The 23188-nt window shown below is 48.8% G+C and carries 20 protein-coding genes, 1 riboswitch and 1 other annotated feature; of the genes, 16 read left to right on the forward strand and 4 right to left on the reverse strand.

All coding sequences use genetic code 11. The features are described 5' to 3' along the window. Positions 1-150: 150 nt before the first annotated feature. From CHH53_RS09935 to CHH53_RS09970, 8 genes are all read left to right on the forward strand, one after another. Positions 151-1506, forward strand: a complete 1356-nt coding sequence (locus tag CHH53_RS09935) for an isochorismate synthase (RefSeq protein ID WP_158221532.1) — start codon at positions 151-153, stop codon at positions 1504-1506. Beyond that, entirely contained in the window at positions 1503-3248 is a 1746-nt protein-coding gene (gene menD / locus CHH53_RS09940) for a 2-succinyl-5-enolpyruvyl-6-hydroxy-3-cyclohexene-1-carboxylic-acid synthase (protein WP_095215964.1), read from the forward strand. The genes CHH53_RS09935 and menD overlap by 4 nt, the downstream gene beginning before the upstream one ends. Continuing rightward, positions 3241-4053 (forward strand): 2-succinyl-6-hydroxy-2,4-cyclohexadiene-1-carboxylate synthase, encoded by an 813-nt coding sequence (gene menH / locus CHH53_RS09945; protein WP_095215965.1) that lies wholly within the window; start codon positions 3241-3243, stop codon positions 4051-4053. The genes menD and menH overlap by 8 nt, the downstream gene beginning before the upstream one ends. Next, a complete protein-coding gene (gene menB, locus CHH53_RS09950; RefSeq protein ID WP_095215966.1) occupies positions 4053-4871 on the forward strand; it encodes a 1,4-dihydroxy-2-naphthoyl-CoA synthase in 819 nt (272 codons plus the stop codon). Before menH ends, menB begins: the two co-directional genes overlap by 1 nt. Positions 4872-4941: 70 nt before the next feature. Next, on the forward strand, positions 4942-6417 hold the full coding sequence (locus CHH53_RS09955) for an o-succinylbenzoate--CoA ligase (protein ID WP_095215967.1): 1476 nt from the start codon (positions 4942-4944) through the stop codon (positions 6415-6417). Next, positions 6414-7511 carry an o-succinylbenzoate synthase gene (gene menC, locus CHH53_RS09960; RefSeq protein WP_233135015.1) on the forward strand — a complete coding sequence of 366 codons (1098 nt, stop codon included), beginning with the start codon at positions 6414-6416 and terminating at the stop codon, positions 7509-7511. Before CHH53_RS09955 ends, menC begins: the two co-directional genes overlap by 4 nt. A gap of 68 nt (positions 7512-7579) precedes the next feature. After that, on the forward strand, positions 7580-7747 hold the full coding sequence (locus CHH53_RS09965) for a YqaE/Pmp3 family membrane protein (RefSeq protein WP_233135020.1): 168 nt from the start codon (positions 7580-7582) through the stop codon (positions 7745-7747). Between the two features lie 123 nt (positions 7748-7870). Further along, entirely contained in the window at positions 7871-8620 is a 750-nt protein-coding gene (locus CHH53_RS09970; RefSeq protein ID WP_095215969.1) for a SurA N-terminal domain-containing protein, read from the forward strand. A gap of 40 nt (positions 8621-8660) precedes the next feature. Here the strand turns inward: CHH53_RS09970 and CHH53_RS09975 are convergent, their stop codons facing one another. Continuing rightward, positions 8661-9482, reverse strand: coding sequence for a DUF6612 family protein (locus tag CHH53_RS09975; protein WP_095215970.1), 822 nt, complete (start codon positions 9480-9482; stop codon positions 8661-8663). A 399-nt stretch (positions 9483-9881) separates the two neighbouring features. Here CHH53_RS09975 and CHH53_RS09980 point away from each other — a divergent pair, with 399 nt between their 5' ends. Then, complete coding sequence (locus CHH53_RS09980; RefSeq protein WP_095215971.1) at positions 9882-10397, forward strand: hypothetical protein; 516 nt, start codon at positions 9882-9884, stop codon at positions 10395-10397. A gap of 33 nt (positions 10398-10430) precedes the next feature. Further along, positions 10431-10907 carry an RNA deprotection pyrophosphohydrolase gene (gene ytkD, locus CHH53_RS09985; RefSeq protein WP_095215995.1) on the forward strand — a complete coding sequence of 159 codons (477 nt, stop codon included), beginning with the start codon at positions 10431-10433 and terminating at the stop codon, positions 10905-10907. Positions 10908-10955: 48 nt separating this feature from the next. Here ytkD and pckA read toward each other — a convergent pair whose 3' ends face one another. After that, on the reverse strand, positions 10956-12539 hold the full coding sequence (gene pckA, locus CHH53_RS09990; protein ID WP_369819873.1) for a phosphoenolpyruvate carboxykinase (ATP): 1584 nt from the start codon (positions 12537-12539) through the stop codon (positions 10956-10958). Between the two features lie 189 nt (positions 12540-12728). Continuing rightward, a riboswitch (SAM riboswitch) is annotated at positions 12729-12833 on the forward strand. A 180-nt stretch (positions 12834-13013) separates the two neighbouring features. Between pckA and metK the strand changes: the two genes are divergently transcribed. Further along, complete coding sequence (gene metK, locus CHH53_RS09995; RefSeq protein ID WP_095215972.1) at positions 13014-14213, forward strand: methionine adenosyltransferase; 1200 nt, start codon at positions 13014-13016, stop codon at positions 14211-14213. Between the two features lie 133 nt (positions 14214-14346). After that, positions 14347-16254 carry an asparagine synthase (glutamine-hydrolyzing) gene (gene asnB / locus CHH53_RS10000; RefSeq protein WP_095215973.1) on the forward strand — a complete coding sequence of 636 codons (1908 nt, stop codon included), beginning with the start codon at positions 14347-14349 and terminating at the stop codon, positions 16252-16254. Between the two features lie 36 nt (positions 16255-16290). Here the strand turns inward: asnB and CHH53_RS10005 are convergent, their stop codons facing one another. Beyond that, positions 16291-16800 carry a gamma carbonic anhydrase gene (locus CHH53_RS10005; RefSeq protein ID WP_095215974.1) on the reverse strand — a complete coding sequence of 170 codons (510 nt, stop codon included), beginning with the start codon at positions 16798-16800 and terminating at the stop codon, positions 16291-16293. An 89-nt stretch (positions 16801-16889) separates the two neighbouring features. Here CHH53_RS10005 and CHH53_RS10010 point away from each other — a divergent pair, with 89 nt between their 5' ends. Beyond that, on the forward strand, positions 16890-17972 hold the full coding sequence (locus CHH53_RS10010) for a tetraprenyl-beta-curcumene synthase family protein (RefSeq protein ID WP_095215975.1): 1083 nt from the start codon (positions 16890-16892) through the stop codon (positions 17970-17972). A 15-nt stretch (positions 17973-17987) separates the two neighbouring features. Here CHH53_RS10010 and mnmM read toward each other — a convergent pair whose 3' ends face one another. After that, positions 17988-18557: a tRNA 5-(aminomethyl)-2-thiouridylate-methyltransferase MnmM gene (mnmM, locus tag CHH53_RS10015; protein WP_095215976.1), complete on the reverse strand. Its 570-nt coding sequence runs from the start codon at positions 18555-18557 to the stop codon at positions 17988-17990. 181 nt (positions 18558-18738) lie between these two features. On the opposite strand from mnmM, the gene CHH53_RS10020 reads away from it, so the two are divergent. From CHH53_RS10020 to leuS, 3 genes are all read left to right on the forward strand, one after another. Then, positions 18739-19686 carry a BMP family ABC transporter substrate-binding protein gene (locus CHH53_RS10020; RefSeq protein ID WP_095215977.1) on the forward strand — a complete coding sequence of 316 codons (948 nt, stop codon included), beginning with the start codon at positions 18739-18741 and terminating at the stop codon, positions 19684-19686. A 5-nt stretch (positions 19687-19691) separates the two neighbouring features. After that, positions 19692-21353 (forward strand): methyl-accepting chemotaxis protein, encoded by a 1662-nt coding sequence (locus tag CHH53_RS10025; protein ID WP_095215978.1) that lies wholly within the window; start codon positions 19692-19694, stop codon positions 21351-21353. A 41-nt stretch (positions 21354-21394) separates the two neighbouring features. After that, positions 21395-21609 (forward strand) — a binding site (T-box leader). A 74-nt stretch (positions 21610-21683) separates the two neighbouring features. After that, positions 21684-23188, forward strand: a 1505-nt coding sequence (gene leuS, locus CHH53_RS10030) for a leucine--tRNA ligase (RefSeq protein ID WP_095215979.1), incomplete at its 3' end; no start/stop codon positions are given.

Genomic DNA, 23188 nt, shown 5'->3' on the forward strand with positions numbered 1-23188 from the left:
TAGCCTGTCAATGTTATTACTTACTTAAAATAAGTTAATAAGTGCTCCTCCTTGTTAATCGGCGAAAAAGGGAATAGAATAGGGAAGGACATCCAAAATGAACGTATACGTACTTAAATTGTCCTTGCCGTAATGTGGAGGTCGGAAAACATGATTCAACAATATAAGATAGATTTCGAATCTTTTCTTCGTAAAGCTGCCGAGAAGCGGCAGCAGCAAATACTGGTCAGCTGGACTGAGAAAGTCGGAGCGATAGATCCTCTCCGTTTCTTTGCCAATGCCGCTTCTTTGGAGGGGCATCGTAATTTCTGGCACAGCCAAAAAGATGACTTCTGCTTGGTTGGTGCCGGCCCGACAGTGATGGATATGCGCGCAGCCGATGAATGGGAGCATGCCATGGAAAGTGCAGTAGTTCACAATCTTTCTTCGGAAGCAGGGACAGGTCCGGTCGCTTTCAGCGGAATCAACTTTCAAAAAGAGCGAAAGCGCGAATTGTGGCAGGATTTCCCGGATGCGCAATATCGTATACCTGCTTTTACTTTGACCAAAACGAAGACGGATTATTATCTAACCATCAACCAGCTGGTAGATGGTTCGACTATAGAGAGCCGAATAACGGCTATCCTTGATCAATTGGAGCAGCTGTTTGCAGAAGATGCCATTCCAGCTGTCCGAAAAGAGCTTGTCAGCAAAGAGCTGCTGGAACCGGAAGCTTGGAAGCGGTTAGTAAAAGAAGCAACGGACACAATAAAATCGACTGAACTGGATAAAGTCGTGCTGGCACGCGGGATGAAATTGGAATTCAATGAGAAAGTCCAGGCATCTCATGTGCTCCGTAATTTGCTGGAAACACAAAAGGATAGTTTCATTTTTGCAGTGGAAAATGGCGCAGCTTGCTTCCTGGGAGCCACCCCTGAACGTCTTGTGCGGGTCCAGTCCGGCACATTGCATACTAGCTGTGTTGCCGGAACTGCGCCAAGAGGCAAAGACGAGTCGGAAGATCAGCTGATAGGGGAAGCTTTGCTGAACGATAGCAAGAATCGCGAAGAGCATCAATACGTCGTGAAGATGATTTCTGGTGTGATAAGTAAATATGCGAAAGATTTGCGCCTTCCTACCGGGCCGGAGTTATTGAAGCTCAGACAGCTCCAGCACTTGCATACACCTGTTTCTGCCAGGCTCCTTCCGGGGGCATCCTTGCAGCAGATCGTCCAGGAACTGCATCCGACTCCCGCTTTGGGGGGCCTTCCTAAGCGGGAAGCGCTTGATTTCATCGAAGGGAAAGAACCGCTCGAGCGAGGCTGGTACGGTGCACCGATCGGCTGGATGGACAGCTATCGCAATGGGGATACTGCCGTTGCCATCCGTTCGGGATTACTGAATGAGAAGCAGGCTGTTTTATTTGCGGGCTGCGGTGTCGTGAAGGATTCCGATCCGGAGATGGAATTCGAGGAAACTGCTATTAAGTTCCGTCCGATGCTGGAAGCTTTGGAGGTGTCAGAATGAGCCATATTGAAACATTGACCAAATATGTCGGGCATTTTGTGGATGCCCTTTGGCGCAGCGGTGTGGAGCAGGTCGTCATTTCACCGGGATCGCGTTCCACTCCGCTTGCCCTTTTGATGACGGAGCACCCCCATATGAAACACTGGGTGAATCTGGACGAGCGTTCTGCAGCATTTTTTGCACTTGGACTGGCGAAGGAAAGCCAAAAGCCGGTGGCGCTCGTCTGTACGTCCGGAACCGCGGCAGCCAATTACATGCCTGCGGTCGTTGAAGCTTTTCATAGTCGTATTCCCTTGATTTTATTGACCGCGGACAGACCGCATGAATTACGCGATGTAGGCGCGCCGCAGGCAATCAATCAGATTCAAATGTACGGCGGTTTCGTCAAGTGGTTCCATGAGATGATGCTGCCGGAAGCTAATCCGGCTGCGCTGCGATATGTACAGCAGCAAGCAGGCAGGGCAATGCAGCAGGCGATGGAGGGGAATCCAGGACCGGTGCATCTGAATTTTCCGTTCCGTGAGCCGCTTACCCCTGATTTTACAGTGGAAGACATATGGTCCACTGGAGAAGTGGCAGCCAAGCCATCATTATATGGTACGTCCCGCTTAGATGAGGTGGATGTACAGCATCTTGCGGAAATGCTCATGGCTGGTCGAAGGGGCTTGATCGTAGTCGGCCCTCAAGAGGATGCGGCACTTGCTGATGCAGTCATTCCATTAGCGGAGAAATGGCAGCTCCCAGTACTGGCGGATCCATTATCGCAATTGAGAAGCGGGGCACATGCCAAGGATGTCATCATCGAAACATATGATACAATCCTCAAATCAGCTTCCGTACGTGCGAAGCTGCAGCCGGATTTCATCATCCGATTCGGTGCGATGCCAGTATCCAAGCCGTACTTATTCCTGATGAAGGAATATAAGGGCAGCAACCATATCGTTGTCGAGAAACATGCCGGTTACCGTGAGCCTGTTGGGATGAATACACAGTTCGTATACAGCGATCCTGTGAAACTTTGCGAAGCATTGGCAGAGCTGCCTGGTCCCAAGCATGAAACGTGGCTTGTCAAATGGCAGGAAATGAACCGCATCGCGCGGCAGGTGCTGACTGATGACACAGAAAAGATGGAGCTGACAGAGGGGATAGCCGTACAGGACATTCTCAAGCAAACTCCTGATGATAGTAATGTGTTTGTTGGGAATAGCATGCCTATCCGTGATTTGGATAGCTTTTTCTTCACCACGGACAAGCACATCCAGCCATGGTGCAACCGCGGGACAAATGGGATCGATGGGGTTGTTTCCACAGCATTGGGTGTTGCGGCAAATGGTAAACGCACCACTCTCGTGATCGGGGACCTTTCTTTCTATCATGATATGAATGGGCTGATGGCAGGGCGGAATTACGGCCTTGACTTGACCGTTGTCGTCATCAATAACAACGGCGGAGGCATTTTCTCCTTCCTGCCGCAGGCGCAGGAAGCTGCTCATTTCGAGACGCTATTCGGCACACCGACTGACTTGGACTTCGCCCATGCGGCAGGTCTCTATCAGCTGCCATATACACTGGCGGCTGATCGGTCAGCCTTTGCCGATGCTTTACAGGAAAGCTACAATAAAAAAGGCATGCATATCATCGAAGTGCGTACCGAACGGGAGGCCAATGTCAGCTGGCACCGCGAGAAATGGCAGGAAGCCGAACAAAAGCTTTTGAACTACCTGGAGGACTGCCATGCTTGATTTCCATTACGTTGAACGCGGAAGTGCACAAGATGAGGCACTCTTGTTATTCCACGGCTTCACTGGCACGCATCAGACATGGATGCCATTCTTGGATTCGTGGGCTGGGGAACATCATGTGATAGCGGTGGATATGCCGGGCCATGGTAAAACGCCCATCGAGGATGACTTGAGTATGGAGCGCTTCACCGATGAGATTGCTGCTTTTCTTGATTTGCAAGGTATTGCAAAAGTCAAGCTGCTCGGTTATTCAATGGGAGGCAGGGCGGCACTTGCCTTTGCCTGCCGTTATCCGGATAAGCTGAGCGGGCTTCTGTTGGAAAGCTCCTCCCCCGGTTTGCGGACCGCGGAAGAAAGATTGGCAAGGCAGCAGCAGGATGAGCGCCTGGCCAGTCGGCTGGAGGAGGATGGACTTGAGAAGTTTGTGGATTTCTGGGAGGATATCCGGTTGTTCGAGACACAGAAAAGCTTGCCGGAGCCGATGCGGAAGCAAATCCGGAAAGAACGGCTGTCCCAGCAAGCAAGCGGTTTGGCTGCATCCCTCCGAACGATGGGGACAGGCAAGCAAACCTCCAATTGGGACAAACTTGCCCAATTGGATAAGCCAGTGGTACTTGTCGCTGGAGCATTGGATCATAAATTCGTCGGTATCAATCAGGACATGGAAAGACAGCTGCCGGCAGCGGCTTTGCATATCGTTGCATCGGCTGGTCATTGCGTCCATGTTGAACAACCGCGGATCTTTGATAAAATAGTAAGGAGATACTTGCTTCATGTCGAAGCGGATATATTGGAGGAATCATAATGACAATCAAATGGGAATCCACCCGTACGTACGAAGATATTTTGTACGAAGAATACAATCAGATCGCAAAGATTTCGATCAACCGTCCGGAGGTGCGCAATGCATTCCGCCCGCAGACGGTGAATGAACTGATCGATGCGTTTACATACGCTCGTGACGACTCTAATATCGGCGTCATCGTACTTGCCGGTGTGGGCGATAAAGCATTCTGTTCCGGCGGTGACCAGAAAGTTCGCGGTCATGGCGGCTATGTTGGGGATGATCAAATCCCTCGCTTGAATGTCCTTGATTTGCAGCGTCTGATCCGTGTCATCCCGAAACCGGTCGTTGCCGAAGTTTCCGGTTACGCAATCGGCGGCGGACATGTGCTTCATGTAGTCTGTGACTTGACGATTGCTGCAGATAACGCAATCTTCGGTCAAACCGGACCTCGCGTAGGAAGCTTCGACGCTGGATATGGTGCCGGTCTTCTTGCGCGCAATATCGGCCAGAAGAAAGCTCGCGAAATCTGGTTCCTATGCCGCCAATACAATGCACAGGAAGCATTGGAAATGGGCTTGGTCAACACAGTCGTTCCATTGGATCAGCTTGAAGCGGAAACAGTCAAATGGTGTGAAGAGATGCTGGCCATGTCTCCTACAGCATTGCGCTTCCTGAAGGCTTCATTAAACGCAGATACGGATGGACTTGCTGGTTTGCAGCAAATGGGCGGAGACGCAACATTGCTCTACTATACAACGGATGAAGCGAAGGAAGGCCGTGACGCGTTCAAGGAAAAACGCTCCCCTGACTTCAAGAAATTCCCGCGTTTCCCTTAATAAACGATATCCAGAACCTTTGCAGCATATTGCAAAGGTTCTTCTTTATGACAGAAAGGAGTGGAGGAATATGTCAGAAATCATCCCGCATTGGCTGCAGAAGCAGGCATCACTCAGTCCCGGGAAACTTGCTTTGGAAACACCGGAAGGAACAAAAATGACATTCCGGGAGCTGCACCAAGCTGTGGATGCCAATGCCAGGAAGCTTGCTTCTTTGGGTGTACGAAAAGGTTCCCGTGTCGCTGTACTTTCTCATAACAGTGTCGAGATGGTGGTGCTCGTCCATGCACTCAGCTACATCGGGGCTACGTTGATCCTGCTCAATACAAGACTGACAGCTGCTGAATGGTCGTTCCAGCTGCAGGATAGTGAAGCGGAATTATTGCTTGCGGCTGCCAAATATGAAAAACAGGCTGAGGCCGCTGGTGTCCCTCTGCAGACGATTGAATTGCTGCAAGAGCAGCCGGCAAAGGAATATACATGCTGCACAGAGCTTCATTTGGATGAGGTCTTCAGCATCATCTATACCTCCGGGACAACAGGAAATCCAAAAGGTGTCGAGCATACATATGGCAACCATTGGTGGAGCGCCATCGGATCTGCTTTGAATCTTGGGCTTTCCCAGGATGACAAATGGCTGTCCCCGCTGCCGATGTTCCATGTCGGCGGCCTATCAAGCATTTTCAAAAGTGCGATTTATGGGATGCCGCTGTATGTGACACAGGGCTTCGATGAAGAAATCGTCCAGACAGCGATCATGGAGCACGGTGTCACGATCGTATCGGTTGTCACTGTGATGCTTCAGCGTCTTTTGCGCCAGCAGGAGGAAGATGGTATAACCTATCCGAAGACTTTCCGGTGCATGCTGTTGGGAGGAGGACCGGCGCCGCTTCATGTGCTGGAGGAAGCAAAAAGGCGGTCCATTCCTGTGTTCCAGTCCTATGGCATGACCGAAACTGCTTCCCAGATCGTGACGCTGAGCCCTGAAGACAGCATTCGTAAGCTGGGATCTGCAGGAAAAGCACTCGTGCCGGCCCAGTTGCGAATCATTTCTGAATCAGGCTTGGCCAAGCCGGATGAAGCTGGGGAAATCCAGGTGAAGGGCCCGATGATCACAAAAGGGTATTATCGGAACCAGGAAGCGACCGAGGCTGCTTTCCAGGAGGGCTGGCTTGCAACGGGAGATATCGGCTATACGGATGAAGAGGGCTATTTGTATGTGCTTGATCGCAGGAAAGATCTGATCATCTCGGGCGGCGAAAATATTTATCCTGCTGAGGTGGAAGGTGTTTTGACCAGCCATCCCGCTATCGCTGAGGCTGCGGTCATCGGCCAGGCCGACCCGCAGTGGGGAGCCGTGCCTGTTGCGTTCCTTGTCAAGAATGAGGAGGTCGGCATCGAAGATTTACAGGCATATTGCCGGGCAAGATTAGCCCGCTATAAAATCCCGAAACAGTGGAAGTGGGTCGACGAACTTCCGCGGAATGCGAGCAATAAACTGATGCGCTATAAGCTCCAGCAGAAGCTTGATGAGGGCGGTGTATGATGGAATTAAGAGGCTATCGTTTATTCCGCTACACCCTGCCGCTTAAACAGCCCTTCACGACACATGCTGGTGTCCTGCATGAAAGAGAAGGGATCATCGTCGAGCTGCAGGATACCGATGGACATTTGGGATATGGCGAAGGAGTCGCTTTTGCAGCGCCTTTTTATACCAGTGAAACAGTGGCGTCAAGCTGGGGGCTGCTCCAGCAGTCGCTGCTTCCGCTCCTGTTTGCCAAAAAACCGACCCACCCGACAGAGGTCCCTGAGCTGTTTTCGTCCATCGTCGGCAATCAAATGGCCAAAGCTGCTGTGGAAGGAGCGGTATGGGATTTATATGCCAAGCAGCAAAATAAGAGTCTGGCTTCCTGCATAGGCGGTACGAGAACAAAAGCGAAGGCCGGTGCTGTCATCAGTCTGTCGGATGACCTCGAGCAGACGATTGCGATGATTCGCAGCCAAGGCTTTGAACGTGTCAAACTGAAAGTATCAAAATATAACGAACGGCAGATGCTTGAACAGGTCAAACAAATCGATCCGGATCTTCCGCTCATGATTGATGGTAATGGCATGTATGGTGAACAGGACCTTTCCCTGCTGGCTGATCTGGACAGTCTGAATCTGCAAATGATTGAACAGCCATTTCCGGCTGGGGATATTGTACTGCATCAAAGGCTGCAAGAGCGGGTGCAGACCCCTATCTGCCTGGATGAAACAGTGGAAGGCTGGCACGATGCCTGGCAGGCTCTGGAGCTTGGGGCATGCCGGACCATCAATATCAAAATCGGCAGGGTTGGCGGTTTGACCGCTGCAATCCGTATCCATGACTTGTGCCGGCAAGCTGGACTGCCTGTCTGGTGCGGAGGCATGGTGGAAACAGGTATTTCGAAAGCACATAATCTGGCGCTTGCCTCCTTGCCAGGTTTTTCGATACCTGGTGACTTATCTGGTTCTGACAGATACTTTGAGTGCGATTTGCTGCAAGAGCCCCTGCAGGTAGAGGGAGGGGCCATGCAAATCCCGGAAAAACCGGGTATCGGGGTAGAGGTGGATCTGGAGTTCCTCCAGCATGTATCCAAGGAGGTAAAGAAGGGCTAACAGGTGTCAAATCGGATGGATATGGGTAATTCTAAAGTGATGAGCTAAAAGGAGGGATACCTATGTTCATGTACCTGTTGGCGATTCTTCTGCCGCCTGTAGCCGTACTATTCACCGGTAAACCATTCAAAGCACTACTGAATCTGGTACTGACATTGATATTTTTCGTTCCGGGAGCCGTGCATGCCGCCCTGGTCGTGAAGGATCATAAAGACCGCAAAAAACGATTTGCTTAAGAAAGGCGCCCTCCCCGGGGCGTCTTTCTCTTACTTTTCTACTAAAATGACGTGGTATACTTGTGTAGACTGTTGATAGATGTTACATTCGTAACCATATACCAAGAGAGGGGTTTCTATTTTATGAAACGTTTGATGACCCTATGCTTCATGCTGGTACTGGCTATAGTATTGGCTGCATGCGGGAATGACGAGGATTCTGCATCCGATTCTTCCGATGCTGAACAGGAACAGGCACAAAAGCAAGCGGAGGAAATGCAGAAGAAGATGGAGGAGCAGCAAGTAGATCCGGACGAGACAGTCGCGACTGTCAATGGTACCGAGATCAAGGGTGAGGAATATAATTCACTCCTATCCTCTGCTCAGCAGCAAGCGCAAGCAAGCGGCACAGATCCGACAACGGATGACGCTGCTAAAGAACTGAAGGATCAAGTTTTGAAAAGTCTTGTAGGAAATGAACTGCTGCTGCAGGAGGCAGAAAATAAAAACTACGAGGTTTCTGATAAAGAAGTGGATGAGGAATTGAAATCCGCCAAAGACCAGTTTGAAGATGAAGATAAATTCAAGGAAGCATTGAAAGCTACCGGTTCAACAGAAGAGGAGTACAAGCAGCAGCTGAAAGAAGGCTTGCTGGTGACGAAATATGTCGATAAAGAGCTGTCACCGAAAGAAGTGACCGAAGATGATATGAAGACATATTATGAAGAGATGGAAAAGCAGGCAAAAGAAAGCAATCAGGAAGACAGCCTGCCGAAATACGATGACATCAAGGATCAGCTGAAAGCGACCATGGAGCAGCAGAACCTTCAGACAGTCATGCTTGAAAAAGTGGATGAGCTAGAGAAAGATGCGGATGTAAAATATAATATTTAAGAAGAAGAGGCACCAGGGATATCCCTGGTGCCTCTCGTGTTCAATAAGTCACAGCTGCCTGATCGGAGATATCCGTTGCATTTTCGGCTTCGGACGGAATTTCGATGCTGTCCGCTGCATTATAATTATCATAATTCATATCCACCACAGCATTGACTGTTGCTTCTTCACCAGCATCCTCCATATTCATGACCATATCCAATTTGATATTCTTCGGATAATCAGTCTCTTTATCGATGGAGATTGTGTAGTTGAATTTATCGAAGGTGAAGTTACCCAAGCTCTCCAGGCTTTCGCCTGCTGCGCCCATCTGCTCTTCCATGAAGCTCATCATTTTATCTTCGGCTACTTTGACATCAAGTACATATTCTGTGTCTGTTTCAGAGACTTTGATGCTATCAGCCAAATCCTTCACCTGCTGGATCTGCTCATCCAAAGGCTGTGCCACTTGATCGGTTTCAAGGGAGGCGCCGATTTCTGATTCGGCGTCCATTTTCAGCCACATATCAGATGCTGGTTCATACATATAAATCATATTATCCTTGATATACATGTCGAACTGTTCTCCCATGGATTCCATGCTGAGCTTAGAGGACAATGGATCCATCACGATGGTTCCGTTTGCCTTCGTCGTCATGGTTTGATCCAGGCCGGATGCTTTCACGTCCATATCCATTGACATATCCATATCATAGCTATTCAAATCTTCATTGGCTTCGGCTGTGCTTTGCAGGATTTCTTCAGGTGTCGGTCCTTTCTTCTCCTTGCTTTCTGCATCGGTAGAAGCACTGTCTGTACCGCACCCAGTCAGAAATAATACCAGTGCCAATACGACCCAGCCAAGATGTCTTATTGCTTTCATCCAATCCCTCCAAAAATAATTTGCTCTCAAAAGTAACGGACTCAATCACTTTATTTCTGTGTAGGTATGTCTTATTACAAATCATTTCACAAATTAGTCCGCCCTGGAAAGCTTACCAAAGTTTAACGGGTTTTACAGCGATTTGTTTCACATTTTTTTACAAAAAGCAACAATTGAGGAGAAATTCCTACATTTTCTTATATATATAAGCTGAAGGGGATAAAGAATGCCTAGAGGAATATGTGTAAACTTTACTAGTCACTCCAAACTTTTCGGAGGAGTTCTTCATTCGGTGCAGAAACTTGTAAGCAGCGTTCTTCATCAACCGGCTGATTTATAGTGTTTCAAAAAAGGAAAGATGAGGAATACCTATAATACGACTATAAAGGAGGACTAATTATGTTCCAGACAACATGGAAAAAAGCATTAGCTGCCATCATCATGCTTCTAGTCCCATTTACATTCACGCTATCATACCAATCAGATAATATAACCGCAGTGACAGCTGAAAAAAGCAAGGCTGCTGTGCAGCAGGAGCTGCATAAAGAGCAGATCGAACAGCTGACATCTGCTTTCATGGCTAAAATTACGCAAGACATTGATACTAATTACAAGGTCCTGAACCATGATACAAAAGAAGAATTGCTGAAAAGCTTCGATGAAGTAGCCACAAGGGATGTGAGTCAGCCGATCGTCGACTTTTATTTCACGGAAGAAGCGGACGGATTGTATATCGTCCCTACCGAAACACCTGCATGGTTCAATCCGGATAATTCATACAAAGTGGAAACAGACTCCGATAAGTATGTTACAATTACACAAAGCAATACCGATGATTTGCACGGTAACTATACAATCGAAATCAAATTCTTGTATGACGGAGGCTGGAAGATCGCAGCAGTCAAATACTTGTAGGTTTGATGTGAAGAAGAAGGCAGTGGGATGATGATGATTACGTTCAGAGATTATTATAACAACGAAGTGAAGATGTCTTTCGCCGATCATCCATTTTCCGATCAGCCTAAACATGTGTGGGTGATTTGCCGATACGGAAGCAAATGGCTTCTCACACGCCATAAAGATCGGGGATTGGAGTTCCCGGGCGGCAAGGTCGAAAAGGGCGAAACGGCGGAGCATGCGGCAATGCGGGAAGTGATGGAAGAGACTGGCGGTGTCGTGCAGCAGCTGAAATATGTCGGACAGTATTTCGTAGCCGGCAAAGCGGGTCATATTGTGAAAAATGTCTATTATGCCATCATCTCGGAATTGAAGAAGAAATCCAATTACCTGGAGACGTATGGACCGGTGCTGGTGGAAAAATTCCCTTCCCATCTGGCGCAGCATGCAGAATACAGCTTCATGATGAAGGATAAGGTGCTGCCAAACGCACTGCATCATATAGACCAGCTTGAAAAGACGATGTAAAAAACCACCCCCGAAAGATGACTGTCTAGTCTGCCGGGGGTGGTTTTTTTATTTATAAAGCGGGCCCGCCTGGCGGACTGCTTCGTCAATGAAATCAAATTTTGCGAAATTCCGATGGAACTGAACAGCGAGCTCCTGCGCTTTTTGCTTGTAAGACGTTTTATCTTCCCAAGCATTTTCCGGCATCAGCAGCTCTGCCGGTACATCTGCAATGGAAACAGGAACATGCAGACCGAAAATAGGATCCTGGGTTGTTTCTGCGTGGCGTAATTCACCGCGGAGTGCTGCTTGCACCATCGTTCTTGTATAAGCTAGCTTCATCCGGGAACCGGAATGATAATCCCCGCCGGTCCAGCCGGTATTGACCAGATACACATCTGCCTGGTGCTCGCTGATCTTGCTGCCCAGCATGTCTGCGTATACGGATGGTGCCAGCGGCAGGAAAGGAGCACCGAAGCAAGTGGAGAATGTTGCTTCCGGTTCTGTCACACCACGCTCTGTGCCGGCAAGTTTGCTCGTATAGCCGCTCAGGAAGTGGTACATCGCCTGCTCGGTTGTCAGCTTGCTGATCGGGGGAAGCACACCGGTTGCATCCGCGGTCAAGAAGATGATCGTCTTGGGATGGCCGGCCAAGCTTTTCGATAAGCTGCCCTCGATATAGTCGATTGGATAGGCTGCACGTGTATTCTCCGTCACGGATCCATCCTCATAATCACAGACGCCGGTTTCATCAACTGCTACATTCTCCAGGATTGTACCGAATTTAATCGCCCCGTGGATTTCAGGCTCCTTCTCAGCGGAAAGATTGATGCACTTGGCGTAGCAGCCGCCTTCGATATTGAAGATGCCATCTGGTGACCATCCGTGTTCATCATCCCCGATCAAAGGCCGGTCCGGATCGGCAGAAAGCGTTGTTTTACCAGTACCGGATAGACCGAAGAAAAGGGCGGTATCGCCATCTGCACCTACATTCGCAGAGCAGTGCATCGGCAGGATTTCCTGCTGCGGAAGCAGGAAATTCATCACGGAGAAAATCGATTTCTTCATTTCGCCGGCATATTCCGTTCCGCCGATGACAATGACACGCTGCTTGAAGGATACGATCACGAAGGCTTCGGAATTCGTGCCATCGACAAGCGGATCTGCTTTTACGCCTGGAGCAGAAATGACAGTGAAGGAAGGCTTATGGGATGCCAGCTCCTCGTCAGTCGGGCGGATGAACAGCTGATGGGCGAACAAGTTATGCCATGCATATTCATTGATGACCTGTATCGGCAGATGATAGCGTTCATCGGCTCCCGCAAAACCTTGGAAAGAGAATACTTCTTCCTGTGCCTGCAAATAATCGACGACTTTCCCCAACAAATGCTCGAACGTCTCTTCACTTATCGGCTGATTCACGTTGCCCCAGTCGACTTTGTTCTCGGAAAGTTCATCCTTGACAATGAATTTATCTTTTGGGGAACGGCCGGTATATTTGCCGGTCGCCGCCCGCAGGGCACCTGTTTCTGTCAGGCGTGCCTCTTGGCGGGACAATGCCGCCTCGGTCAATTGAGCCGCGGATAGGTTTCTTTTCACATTGGGTTGATTGCGCAATTCCTTTAAAGCTGTCACTGCATGCATCATTCGCATATGGATCCCGCCTTTTTGTAGTGATTTTTAATTAGTATAACACATTAAAATATTAATACATACTATTTTCATTTGCAATCACCAACTTAAAAATAGCCGGCAGATAATTCCGATTGTTTTTGTCGGTTATTGCAGGATTTGGTTGACTTCTGGAGGCTGTTCCGATAACATAGTTCCGAACGGAAAACACTCTTATTCAGAGTAGGCGGAGGGACAGGCCCTAAGAAACCCGGCAACCGTCACATTTGTGAAATGGTGCTCAACCTGAGCAAGGGATACCTTGAACGATAAGAGAGGGAATAAGCCAGCCTTCTGTTATGAGGAAGGTTTTTTTCATGTAACGGCTTAATAATAGAAAAAGAGCAATACTAACGTAGTGTTCTTTCACCTTCACCCATTATCAAGTTTCTTAATAACATACTTGGAAAGAGTAAAACTTCCGTATTAATCGTAGTTGAAGGGGGATTTGGCAGAATGACTGCTAATCGTCGATTATTTACCTCAGAATCCGTTACAGAAGGCCACCCGGATAAAATCTGTGACCAGATCTCGGATGCTATATTAGATGAAATCCTATCCAAGGACCCGAATGCCCGTGTCGCTTGTGAAACGACAGTTACAACTGGCCTTGTTCTGGTAGCTGGAGAAATCACGACAAGCGCTTATGTAGATATCCAAAGCATCGTGCGTAAAACCATCAAGGAAATCGGTTATACACGTGCAAAATATGGCTTTGATGCTGATACATGTGCAGTGCTGACAGCAATCGATGAACAATCGCCCGATATCGCAGGCGGTGTCGATCAAGCACTCGAAGCCCGTGAAGGCATGATGACAGATGAAGAAATCGATGCCATCGGTGCCGGTGACCAAGGATTGATGTTCGGCTATGCCAGCAATGAAACACCGGAGTTCATGCCGCTGCCGATTTCATTGGCGCACCGTCTTTCCAAGCAATTGGCGAAGATACGGAAGGATGAGGTCGTGAGCTACTTGCGCCCGGACGGGAAAACGCAGGTGACTGTGGAATATGATGAGAACGATCGACCAGTACGGATCGATACGATTGTCATCTCCACCCAGCATCATCCGGAAGTGGAGCAAGCGCAGATCCATGCTGACTTGAAAGAGCTTGTGATCAAGCCGGTTGTCCCAGCGGAATTGCTGGATGAGGACACGAAATATATCATCAACCCGACTGGCCGTTTCGTCATCGGCGGTCCTCAAGGTGATGCCGGTTTGACTGGCCGTAAGATCATCGTTGATACGTACGGAGGCTATGCACGCCATGGCGGCGGGGCATTCAGCGGGAAAGATGCCACGAAAGTGGACCGTTCCGGTGCATATGCAGCGCGCTATGTTGCGAAAAACATCGTCGCTGCAGGTCTTGCGGAGAAATGTGAAGTACAGCTTGCGTATGCGATCGGTGTTGCCGAGCCCGTTTCCATCAGCATCGATACTTTCGGAACAGGCAAACAATCCGAGGAAGCATTGGTCAAAGCAGTACGCGAGTTATTCGACCTCCGTCCTGCCGGCATCATCAAGATGCTGAACCTGCGTCAGCCGATCTATAAAGATACAGCTGCATACGGTCATTTCGGACGTACGGATAAAAACTTCCCTTGGGAGCAGACAGACAGAGCTGCACAGCTGGAAAGCTATACATTCGCATAAATCATGCAAAAGCAAGAGCGACACTTTCGCTCTTGCTTTTTTTTAGCAGCCGCCCATAATCTTCCTTCAAGAACCGAATTGTTTTGTGCTATAATTAATGGCTAGAAGTAATGAAAGAGAGGCTAATAAGTAAATGTGTGGTTTGATTGGCGTCATCAGAAAAAACGTAAAACAACTAACGCAAGCTGATAAGGATAAATTCAAACAACAGAACAACATCATCACGCACCGCGGTCCGGATGATGAGGGATATTACCATGACGAACATGTTTCATTTGGTTTTCGCCGTTTGAGCATCATCGACATCGAAGCTGGGGTTCAGCCGCTAAGCTATGACGATGAGAACATCTGGATGGTTTTCAACGGGGAAATCTATAACTATGTAGAGCTCCGTGAAGACCTGCTGAAAAAAGGCTCCGAGTTCAAGACAGAATCCGATACCGAGGTCATCGCAGCGATGTACCATACATACGGAGAGGAAGCATTCAAGGAGCTTCGCGGTATGTTCAGCATTTTGATCTGGGATAAACAAAAGAAGATATTCTACGGAGCTCGTGATCCTTTCGGCATTAAACCGCTCTTCTATAAAGAAACGGACGAGGAAATCTTTTTTGCTTCCGAGAAGAAGAGCATCACGCTGCTGGAAGAATCAGACACTGTGGATACGGAATCTCTGCAGCAATATCTGAGCTACCAATATGTACCCGATCCTTTCTCCATGACAGAAGGTATCAAGAAGGTTGAGCCTGGTCATTACTTTGTAAAACGTGAAGGTGAACCAATCGAATTCCATCGCTACTGGCATGCGACATTCTCGCCAAAAATCATGGACAAGCAAGCTTGGATCAAACGAATCCAGGACGTGCTGTATGATTCCGTCAGCAAGCATATGAGAAGTGATGTGCCGGTCGGTTCCTTCCTTTCAGGCGGAATCGATTCCTCCGTTATCGTGGCGATAGCAAAGGAATTCAACCCGAACTTGAAGACATTTTCCGTTGGATTTGAGCGGGAAGGCTATTCCGAAGTGGATGTAGCGAAAGAAACAGCTGAAAAAATCGGCGTGGAAAACTATTCTCACATCATCACGCCGGAAGAATACCTTGAGAAGCTTCCGAAGATCATGTGGCATATGGATGATCCATTAGCTGATCCTTCCGCCGTGGCACTGTACTTCGTGGCAAGGGAAGCCAGCAAGCATGTAACGGTTGCCCTCTCTGGCGAAGGTTCCGATGAGCTGTTCGGCGGATATAATATCTACCGTGAGCCAGAGTCCCTGCGTATGTTCGACAGCATCCCGGGACCTGCCAAGGCATTGCTGGCCCGCGTGGCGAAGATCCTCCCTGAAGGTGTGCGCGGAAAGAGCTTCCTGGAGCGCGGTACGACTCCTTTGAAGGACCGCTATATCGGTAACGCCAAGATGTTCGAGAATGCGGATCTGCAAAAGCTGCTGAAAACGTATGACAGCTCGATCAGCTACCAGCAGTTAACCGCACCTTTATATGAAAACGTCAAGAATGAGCCTCCTGTCAATCAGATGCAGTATATCGATATTCACACTTGGCTTCGCGGGGATATCCTTCTTAAAGCCGATAAGATGACAATGGCACACTCACTCGAGGTCCGGGTACCGTTCCTTGATAAAGAGGTATTCCGAGTTGCCCGTGAAATCCCGCAAGATCTGAAAATCGCCAACAATACGACGAAGAGCCTGCTGCGCGAAGCAGTGGAAGGCATTGTGCCAGATCACGTATTGCATCGTAAAAAACTAGGCTTCCCGGTACCGATGCGCCACTGGCTGAAAAATGAACTGAATGGCTGGGCGAAGCAGCTCATCCGTGAGAGCCAGACAGATCATCTTTTGCATAAAGATTATATTCTTAATCTGCTGGATGCACATTGTCAAGGCAAAGGGGATTACAGCCGTAAAATCTGGACTGTCCTTGCCTTCATGCTTTGGCATCAGATTTACGTGGAACGCAAGTATGACTTTGCTGAATTCCAGAAAGTCGATAGAGTGGAAAGCAAGCTGCAGACCGTATGATGGGAAAAGCCGTCCCCCGATAAAGGGGACGGCTTTTTATGTGGTTTCTTTATATAGCTTGCTTTTGCTGATGTATTCCAACCGGATCCTCTCCATATCCTGGTAATCAGAATCGGTCAAATCCCTTATCACCTTGGCAGGTCTGCCGAATGCGAGCTTGCCGGAAGGAATCGTCTTGCCTGGAGGGACAAGTGAGCCAGCTCCTACATACGCGCCATCTTCGACGACTGCTCCATCAAGGATAAGGGACCCCATGCCGACCAAAGCATTCCTGCCGATTGTGCAGGAATGCAGCGTAACTTGGTGGCCGATGGTGGCACCATCCTTTATGATGAGGGGAAGGCCGGGACTTTCGTGAAGGACACAAAGATCCTGGACGTTGGCGCCTTCCCCGATCTCAACCGGTGAAACATCTCCCCGTATAACGGTTTTAAACCAGATGCTGGCATCCTTTTTGATCGTGACATCCCCAGTAATAACAGCATCGGGAGCAACATATGCTTCATTGTGGACATGTGGACGTTTCTTGTCATATTCGTATATCATTTGAATACTCCTTTCGTTTATGTTCTCATAGAATTACTAGATTTTTTTGAAAAGAAGACAATCCCGGATTCGAGGAGCGATACTGTACAATGGCCCAACAAATACCAAAGTCATCGGTTTTACTGATGCATCAAGTATATCGGAAAATATTCCCTGAAGTACATAAGGAATTGGAATTATGGACACAGCGGGCAGAAGCGATCCCGGACCCGGAACTGCGGAAGCAGGCGCTGGAAAGTATTCGGACCAAACGCTTCCATTGCCAGGGAGGAGCGGTATACAGTCTGCTGGCAGGGGATAGGTGGAAGCAGGCGATAAAGTTCATCATTGCGTATCAAACCATCAGTGACTATCTTGATAATCTATGTGATCGCAGCACTTCGCTTGATCCGGACGATTTCCGGCTATTGCATCGATCCATGCTGGATGCACTGCAGCCCGGTGAGAAGCTGAAGGATTATTATGCCTTACGGGATGAGCGCGAAGACGGCGGTTATTTGCATTCGCTTGTATTCACTTGCCAGACGATCCTCGGGAAACAGCCGGACTTGCCGATCATGCAGCCTTATCTGCTGAAGCTTTCAGGCTTATATGGCGATTTGCAGGTGCACAAGCATGTCGCCAAGGAAGAGAGGATTGAACGGCTTACGAACTGGTTCTCTTTATATCAGGAGGAGCACCGTGATCTTACTTGGTATGAATTCTCTGCCTGCAGCGGATCCACTCTTGGCATCTTCTGCTTCGTATCTTACGGAATGGGGATGGAGCTTGATCATCAACTGGCCGAAGATATCTATCGAAGCTATTTCCCGTATATGCAAGGTCTGCATATCCTGCTGGATTACTATATCGATCAAATGGAGGATGAGGCCGAGGGCGATTTGAATTTCTGCCATTACTACCGGGACTCCGATGAAATGCGGGAAAGGCTGCTCTATTTCATCGAACGGACGAATGAAAGTGTGCAGCGTCTGCCGCATGCGTCCTTCCATGAAATGGTCCATCATGGACTGGTCGGTCTGTACCTGGCAGATAGCAAGGTCAGCCTGCTTGCGGATGGCAAGCAGATGATAAAATCGCTGCTCAGAGCCAGCGGGAATAAATCGAAGTTTTTCCATTTGAACATCAAAGCGTATAATAAAATGAAAGAAGCGCGTACCCCGATTGGCTAGGGGGTCGCGCTTCTTTCATTTTTTCTTCTCGATTGCGATGATGAACGGCGGATTATTCTTTTGATTGAGGAAACGGTACTGCAGGACGGCATAATGTTTTTGATCATAGTCCTTTACATGGGCCAGCAATCCTTCTTTTTCAATTAAGCCTTCCGGGTGGCCATGATAAACAACCAATACAATCCTGCCTCCCGGTTTCATGGCATGGCGGATTTTTTCGATGGCAGTGATGGTGCTTTCTGCGTTGGTGGTGATGGCCTTGTTGCTGCCCGGCAGGTAGCCCAAGTTGAAGATGGCTCCGGCAAGCTTGCCTTCATCTTCAGGGGTTATATAATGATCGACACGCTGGTGGCTGTCCAGGATCAGCGTCGTATTCGTCACATCGTGCATAGCCAGGTGCTTGCTTGTCATTTCAATGGCTTGTTCCTGTATATCGAATGCCAGTACTTTTCCTTCTTCCCCGACTAAACGGCTGAGCACGAGTGTATCGTTGCCATTGCCGCAAGTCGCATCGATGACTGTATCTCCTGGCAGAATCACTTGTTCCATCAGTTCGTGTGCATAAGCGATGACATGTTTTAGCATTTCCTGAATCCTCTCTCTGACAAATTGTTCTCTCTTATTTTCCGCTACCTGCTTCCATTTAGCAAATCAAATCTCTGATATGTAAAAATAAATTTACAAACATTTTACCAAAATTATGTAGAAACGTGTCGATATAAGGACCATAGTAGTAGTGTGATGGAAAAGAAAGGAGTATATCGACATGTATAAGCGCGTCCTAATACCTATTTGTATTCTGCTTCTATGTTATCTGACTGGGTGTGCAGCCGATTCGGCAGCTGCCAAACTGGATGAAGAAAAACGTATCGGAATCATACTGACAGAAGCGGGACTCGGTGATCAGGAATGGAATGATGTGGCCATCGAGGGCCTGACGAAAGCAAGGGATCGTCTTGATATAGTCTATACATATAAGGAAATGACCCCAGAGCTATCCTATGAAGAAGTACTGGGGGAATTGGCTCGGGAAGGCATGGATGCAATCATCACTTTGGAGCCATCAGCCAGGGACGCTGTCTCTGAGCAAGCAGCTGCAAATCCGGATATTACATATATAGCTTTCGGAACCGATTTGAAGGGAGATAATCTATTCGGCTATACGTTTGATGTAAAACAGGCGGGTTATTTGGCAGGTGTGGCAGCTGCCACCGTGACAAAAACGGGTAAGGCGGGCTTTATCGGTGAGCGATCCAGTGCTTATCTTGCAGGATTCGAACAAGGGATGGCTGATACATCCCAAGAAACGGAACTGCTTGTTAGGGAAGCATCTCCGGATGACGAAGCTGCCGGTAAGCAATCGGCGAAGGAACTGATCGAGGAGGGGGCGGATATTCTTTTTGCTGAACCCGGAAGTGCCGAAAAGGCGATGATAGGACAAGCTTCCTTGACGGATATATATGTGATTGGTGCCGGAGGCGATCAGTCTTATCTTGCTCCCGATAATGTCGTGACATCTGCCATGCTGCAAATCGATCACGTCTTATTCGAATTTTTGGAGCGGTTATCGAAAGGGGAAGAGCTGCCGAAGGATAATATGATTGGATTGAAGGAACAAGCGGTAGGCTTGAGTCCGATTGGCGTCGTCAGTATCACGGACACAGTCGAAGGAAAAGTCCACACGGCAACACAGAAGCTGATAGAATCGGAGTGAGCTAAATGAAACTGACACGGAAACTTTTTCTTCAATCGGCAGCTACAAGTGTATTGGCTTTGGCCCTCATTGCGTTCATCATCTTTAGTATGGTGAGAATCAACGCCTCCAGTTATGAGCAGGTCCAGCATCTTCTGGAGCTGCAGCGGCTTGACAGTCAGCTCAATAATGCAGGGCAGATACTGAAGAACACGGCTACGATCCGTACGGACACATCGGCTGCAGAATTGCGGACTTATTTGGATCAGAGCGAATCGAGCTTCGAGCAGCTGACTGCCACCACGGAAGGGCAGTCATCCGCATATCTCGAAGCGGCAATGGAAAAGTATGATGAATGGCAGGGGGAAGTGACGAGCCTTCTGACGAATGTGAATGAGATGGAAGCACTTCGGTTATCCAGCCGGGTTCAAGGGCTGCTGAATGATATTTATATGGCGAATGCATACAGTACGGCAGCTTATGAAGATGAACAGCGTACATTGCAGAATCAGATCACATTTGTAATAGTGGTGTCCGTCGTGGGGGTGCTGCTGCTGATCATCATCACGAGCTACACATCGGGAAGGACGAGTAAATCGATTGCCAATCCATTATTGGCACTGGCATCGAGGACGAATCAGATTGCAGCTGGTGATTTGACTGTACGGCCAATAGAAAAGACCGGGAGCCTGGAAATCAGTGAAATGAATCAGTCATTCGGCCAGATGGCAGAACAGCTGAAAAGCTTGATTCGATCCATTGAAAAAGCCAGTGATGAAGTAGCCGGAATGTCAGAAGAAATCGACAAGGACAATCGTAATCTTCAGGAACTGCATAAGGAGATTGCTGCTTCGGTCGGTGAAATCACATCCGGATCTCAGCGTATTTCCTCCGACCTTCAGCAGACTGTTGCCCTGATTGAACAGATGGACAAGCAGGGAAGTGAGAACAGTGCGTTTGCGACAGAGACAGTCGAGCTCGGGAAACTTGCGGCAGAGGCTGCTGTCCGCGGACGTGAAACCGTTCAAGAGCAGCAGCGGCTGACAGTCAGGAATGGAGAAAGCAGGGAGCTGATGGAAGCGTCTCTGCGGGATTTCATGCAATACTCTCAGCAAATCGAGCAAATGGTGGCATCGGTTGCTTCCGTTGCGGAACAGACTAACTTGCTTGCTTTGAATGCGGCGATCGAGGCGGCCAGGGCTGGGGAAGCAGGCAAAGGATTTGCTGTCGTTGCCGATGAAATCCGTAAGCTAGCCGATGAATCCAAAGCTTCGGCGGATAGCATCTATCAGACGATTGGTGCAATTCGCAAGGGAACGATGAATTTATCCGAGGCTGTGCAATTCGGCCACGAAACAGCCAAAGCTGAAACAGCTTCCATGGAAAGCATGGAAACATCATTTGTAGAGATAGAAGAAAAATTCGAGACAATTGCAAAGCGGCTGCAGCAAATCCAAAGTGGCAGTCTTAAATCCGAAGAATTGGGGGCGGAGGTGCTGACCCGAGTGGAACAAATCAGCAGTACGCTCCAGGAAAACACTGCAAAGACGGATGTGGTCCACCACTCGACCAACGCCCAGTATGGAGCATATGAGCAGCTGGCCATGACAGTCGGGCAGCTGGACCGTGTAACGCGTGAGCTGCAGGAGGCTGTTTCGGTATTCCGGACGGAAGCTGCCGAATCTTGACAAACGCAGCGCAGTTCCGTACACTGGACACAACAATACTGTGAACGATGAGGAGAAGGAGTAGTAGCGAGCACTGCTTGGTTATAGAGAGACGGTACTCTGGTGCAAGCCGTCCCGGCATCTTGTGAACTCGCCTTCGGAATTGCAAAAGGGAACTGCCAGTACTTTTTGCCGTTTTCCGCGTTAAGGAATGTCGAGCGGGCGTGCATTTGCGCTAAGTTGGGTGGTACCGCGGGAGAAGTCTCTCGTCCCATTATTGGGATGAGGGGCTTTTTTCTTTGCTTCACGGTCAGATTGTTCAAGTTGAAGAGAGTACAGGAGGCACATGATATGTCATTCAATCATCATGAAATCGAAAAGAAATGGCAAGCTTTTTGGGAAGAAAACAAAACGTTCAAAACGGATACTTCCTCTGACAAACAAAAGTTTTATGCCTTGGATATGTTTCCTTATCCATCAGGTGCAGGTCTGCACGTCGGACACCCTGAAGGTTATACAGCGACGGATATATTATCTCGTATGAAACGGATGCAAGGCTATGAAGTGCTTCATCCGATTGGCTGGGATGCATTCGGTTTGCCGGCGGAGCAGTATGCGCTGGATACGGGGAACGATCCGGAAGAATTCACGAAAAAGAACATAGCGACCTTCACAAGACAAATCAAAGAACTTGGTTTCTCCTATGACTGGGATCGCGAAGTCAATACAACAGATCCAGATTACTATAAATGGACGCAGTGGATTTTCCTTCAATTGTACAAGAAGGGCCTTGCTTATGTCGATGAAGTGGCAGTCAACTGGTGCCCTGCCCTGGGTACTGTCCTTTCCAATGAAGAAGTCATCGATGGAAAGAGTGAGCGCGGCGGGCACCCTGTCATCCGCAAGCCGATGAAGCAATGGGTGCTGCGTATTACTGCTTATGCAGATCGTCTGCTTGAGGACTTGGATGAACTGGACTGGCCGGATAGCTTGAAAGAAATGCAGCGAAACTGGATCGGACGTTCAGAAGGAGCTGAAGTCACCTTCCGCATCGACGGCACAGAAGAAAGCTTCGATGTGTTTACGACTCGTCCGGATACTTTGTTTGGGGCTACATTCGCTGTCATGTCCCCCGAGCATCCGCTTGTTGACAAAATTACGTCCGATGCCCAGCGCGAAGCAGTCGATGCCTATAAGCAGGAAGTAGCTGCAAAGAGTGATTTGGAGCGTACCGACCTTGCAAAAGAGAAAACAGGTGTATTCACGGGAGCATATGCCATCAATCCAGTTAACGGAGAAAAAATGCCGATCTGGATCGCCGATTACGTGCTGATGAGCTATGGATCGGGAGCAATCATGGCTGTCCCGGCACATGATGAACGTGACTATGAGTTTGCGAAGACTTTCGATTTGCCGATCAAAGCAGTCATCGAAGGTGCAGATATTGAAAAAGAAGCGCATACTGGCGAGGGAGCGCATATCAATTCTGGTTTCCTTGACGGTTTGAATAAAGAAGAAGCAATTTCTGCAGCGATCAAGTGGCTGGAAGAGAACAACCACGGCTCCAAGAAGGTAAGCTATCGTCTGCGTGACTGGGTGTTCAGCCGCCAGCGCTACTGGGGTGAGCCGATTCCGATCATCCATTGGGAAGATGGCACGATGACAAGCGTACCGGAGGAAGAGCTTCCGCTTGTACTTCCGAAAACAGATGAAATCAAATCATCCGGTACAGGTGAATCACCGCTTGCGAATATCACGGAATGGGTGAATGTCACGGATCCGGAAACAGGCAAGAAAGGCAAGCGTGAAACACATACGATGCCGCAGTGGGCGGGAAGCAGCTGGTACTTCCTTCG

This window comes from Terribacillus sp. 7520-G (assembly GCF_002271665.1).
Taxonomy (GTDB): Bacteria; Bacillota; Bacilli; order Bacillales; family Amphibacillaceae; genus Terribacillus.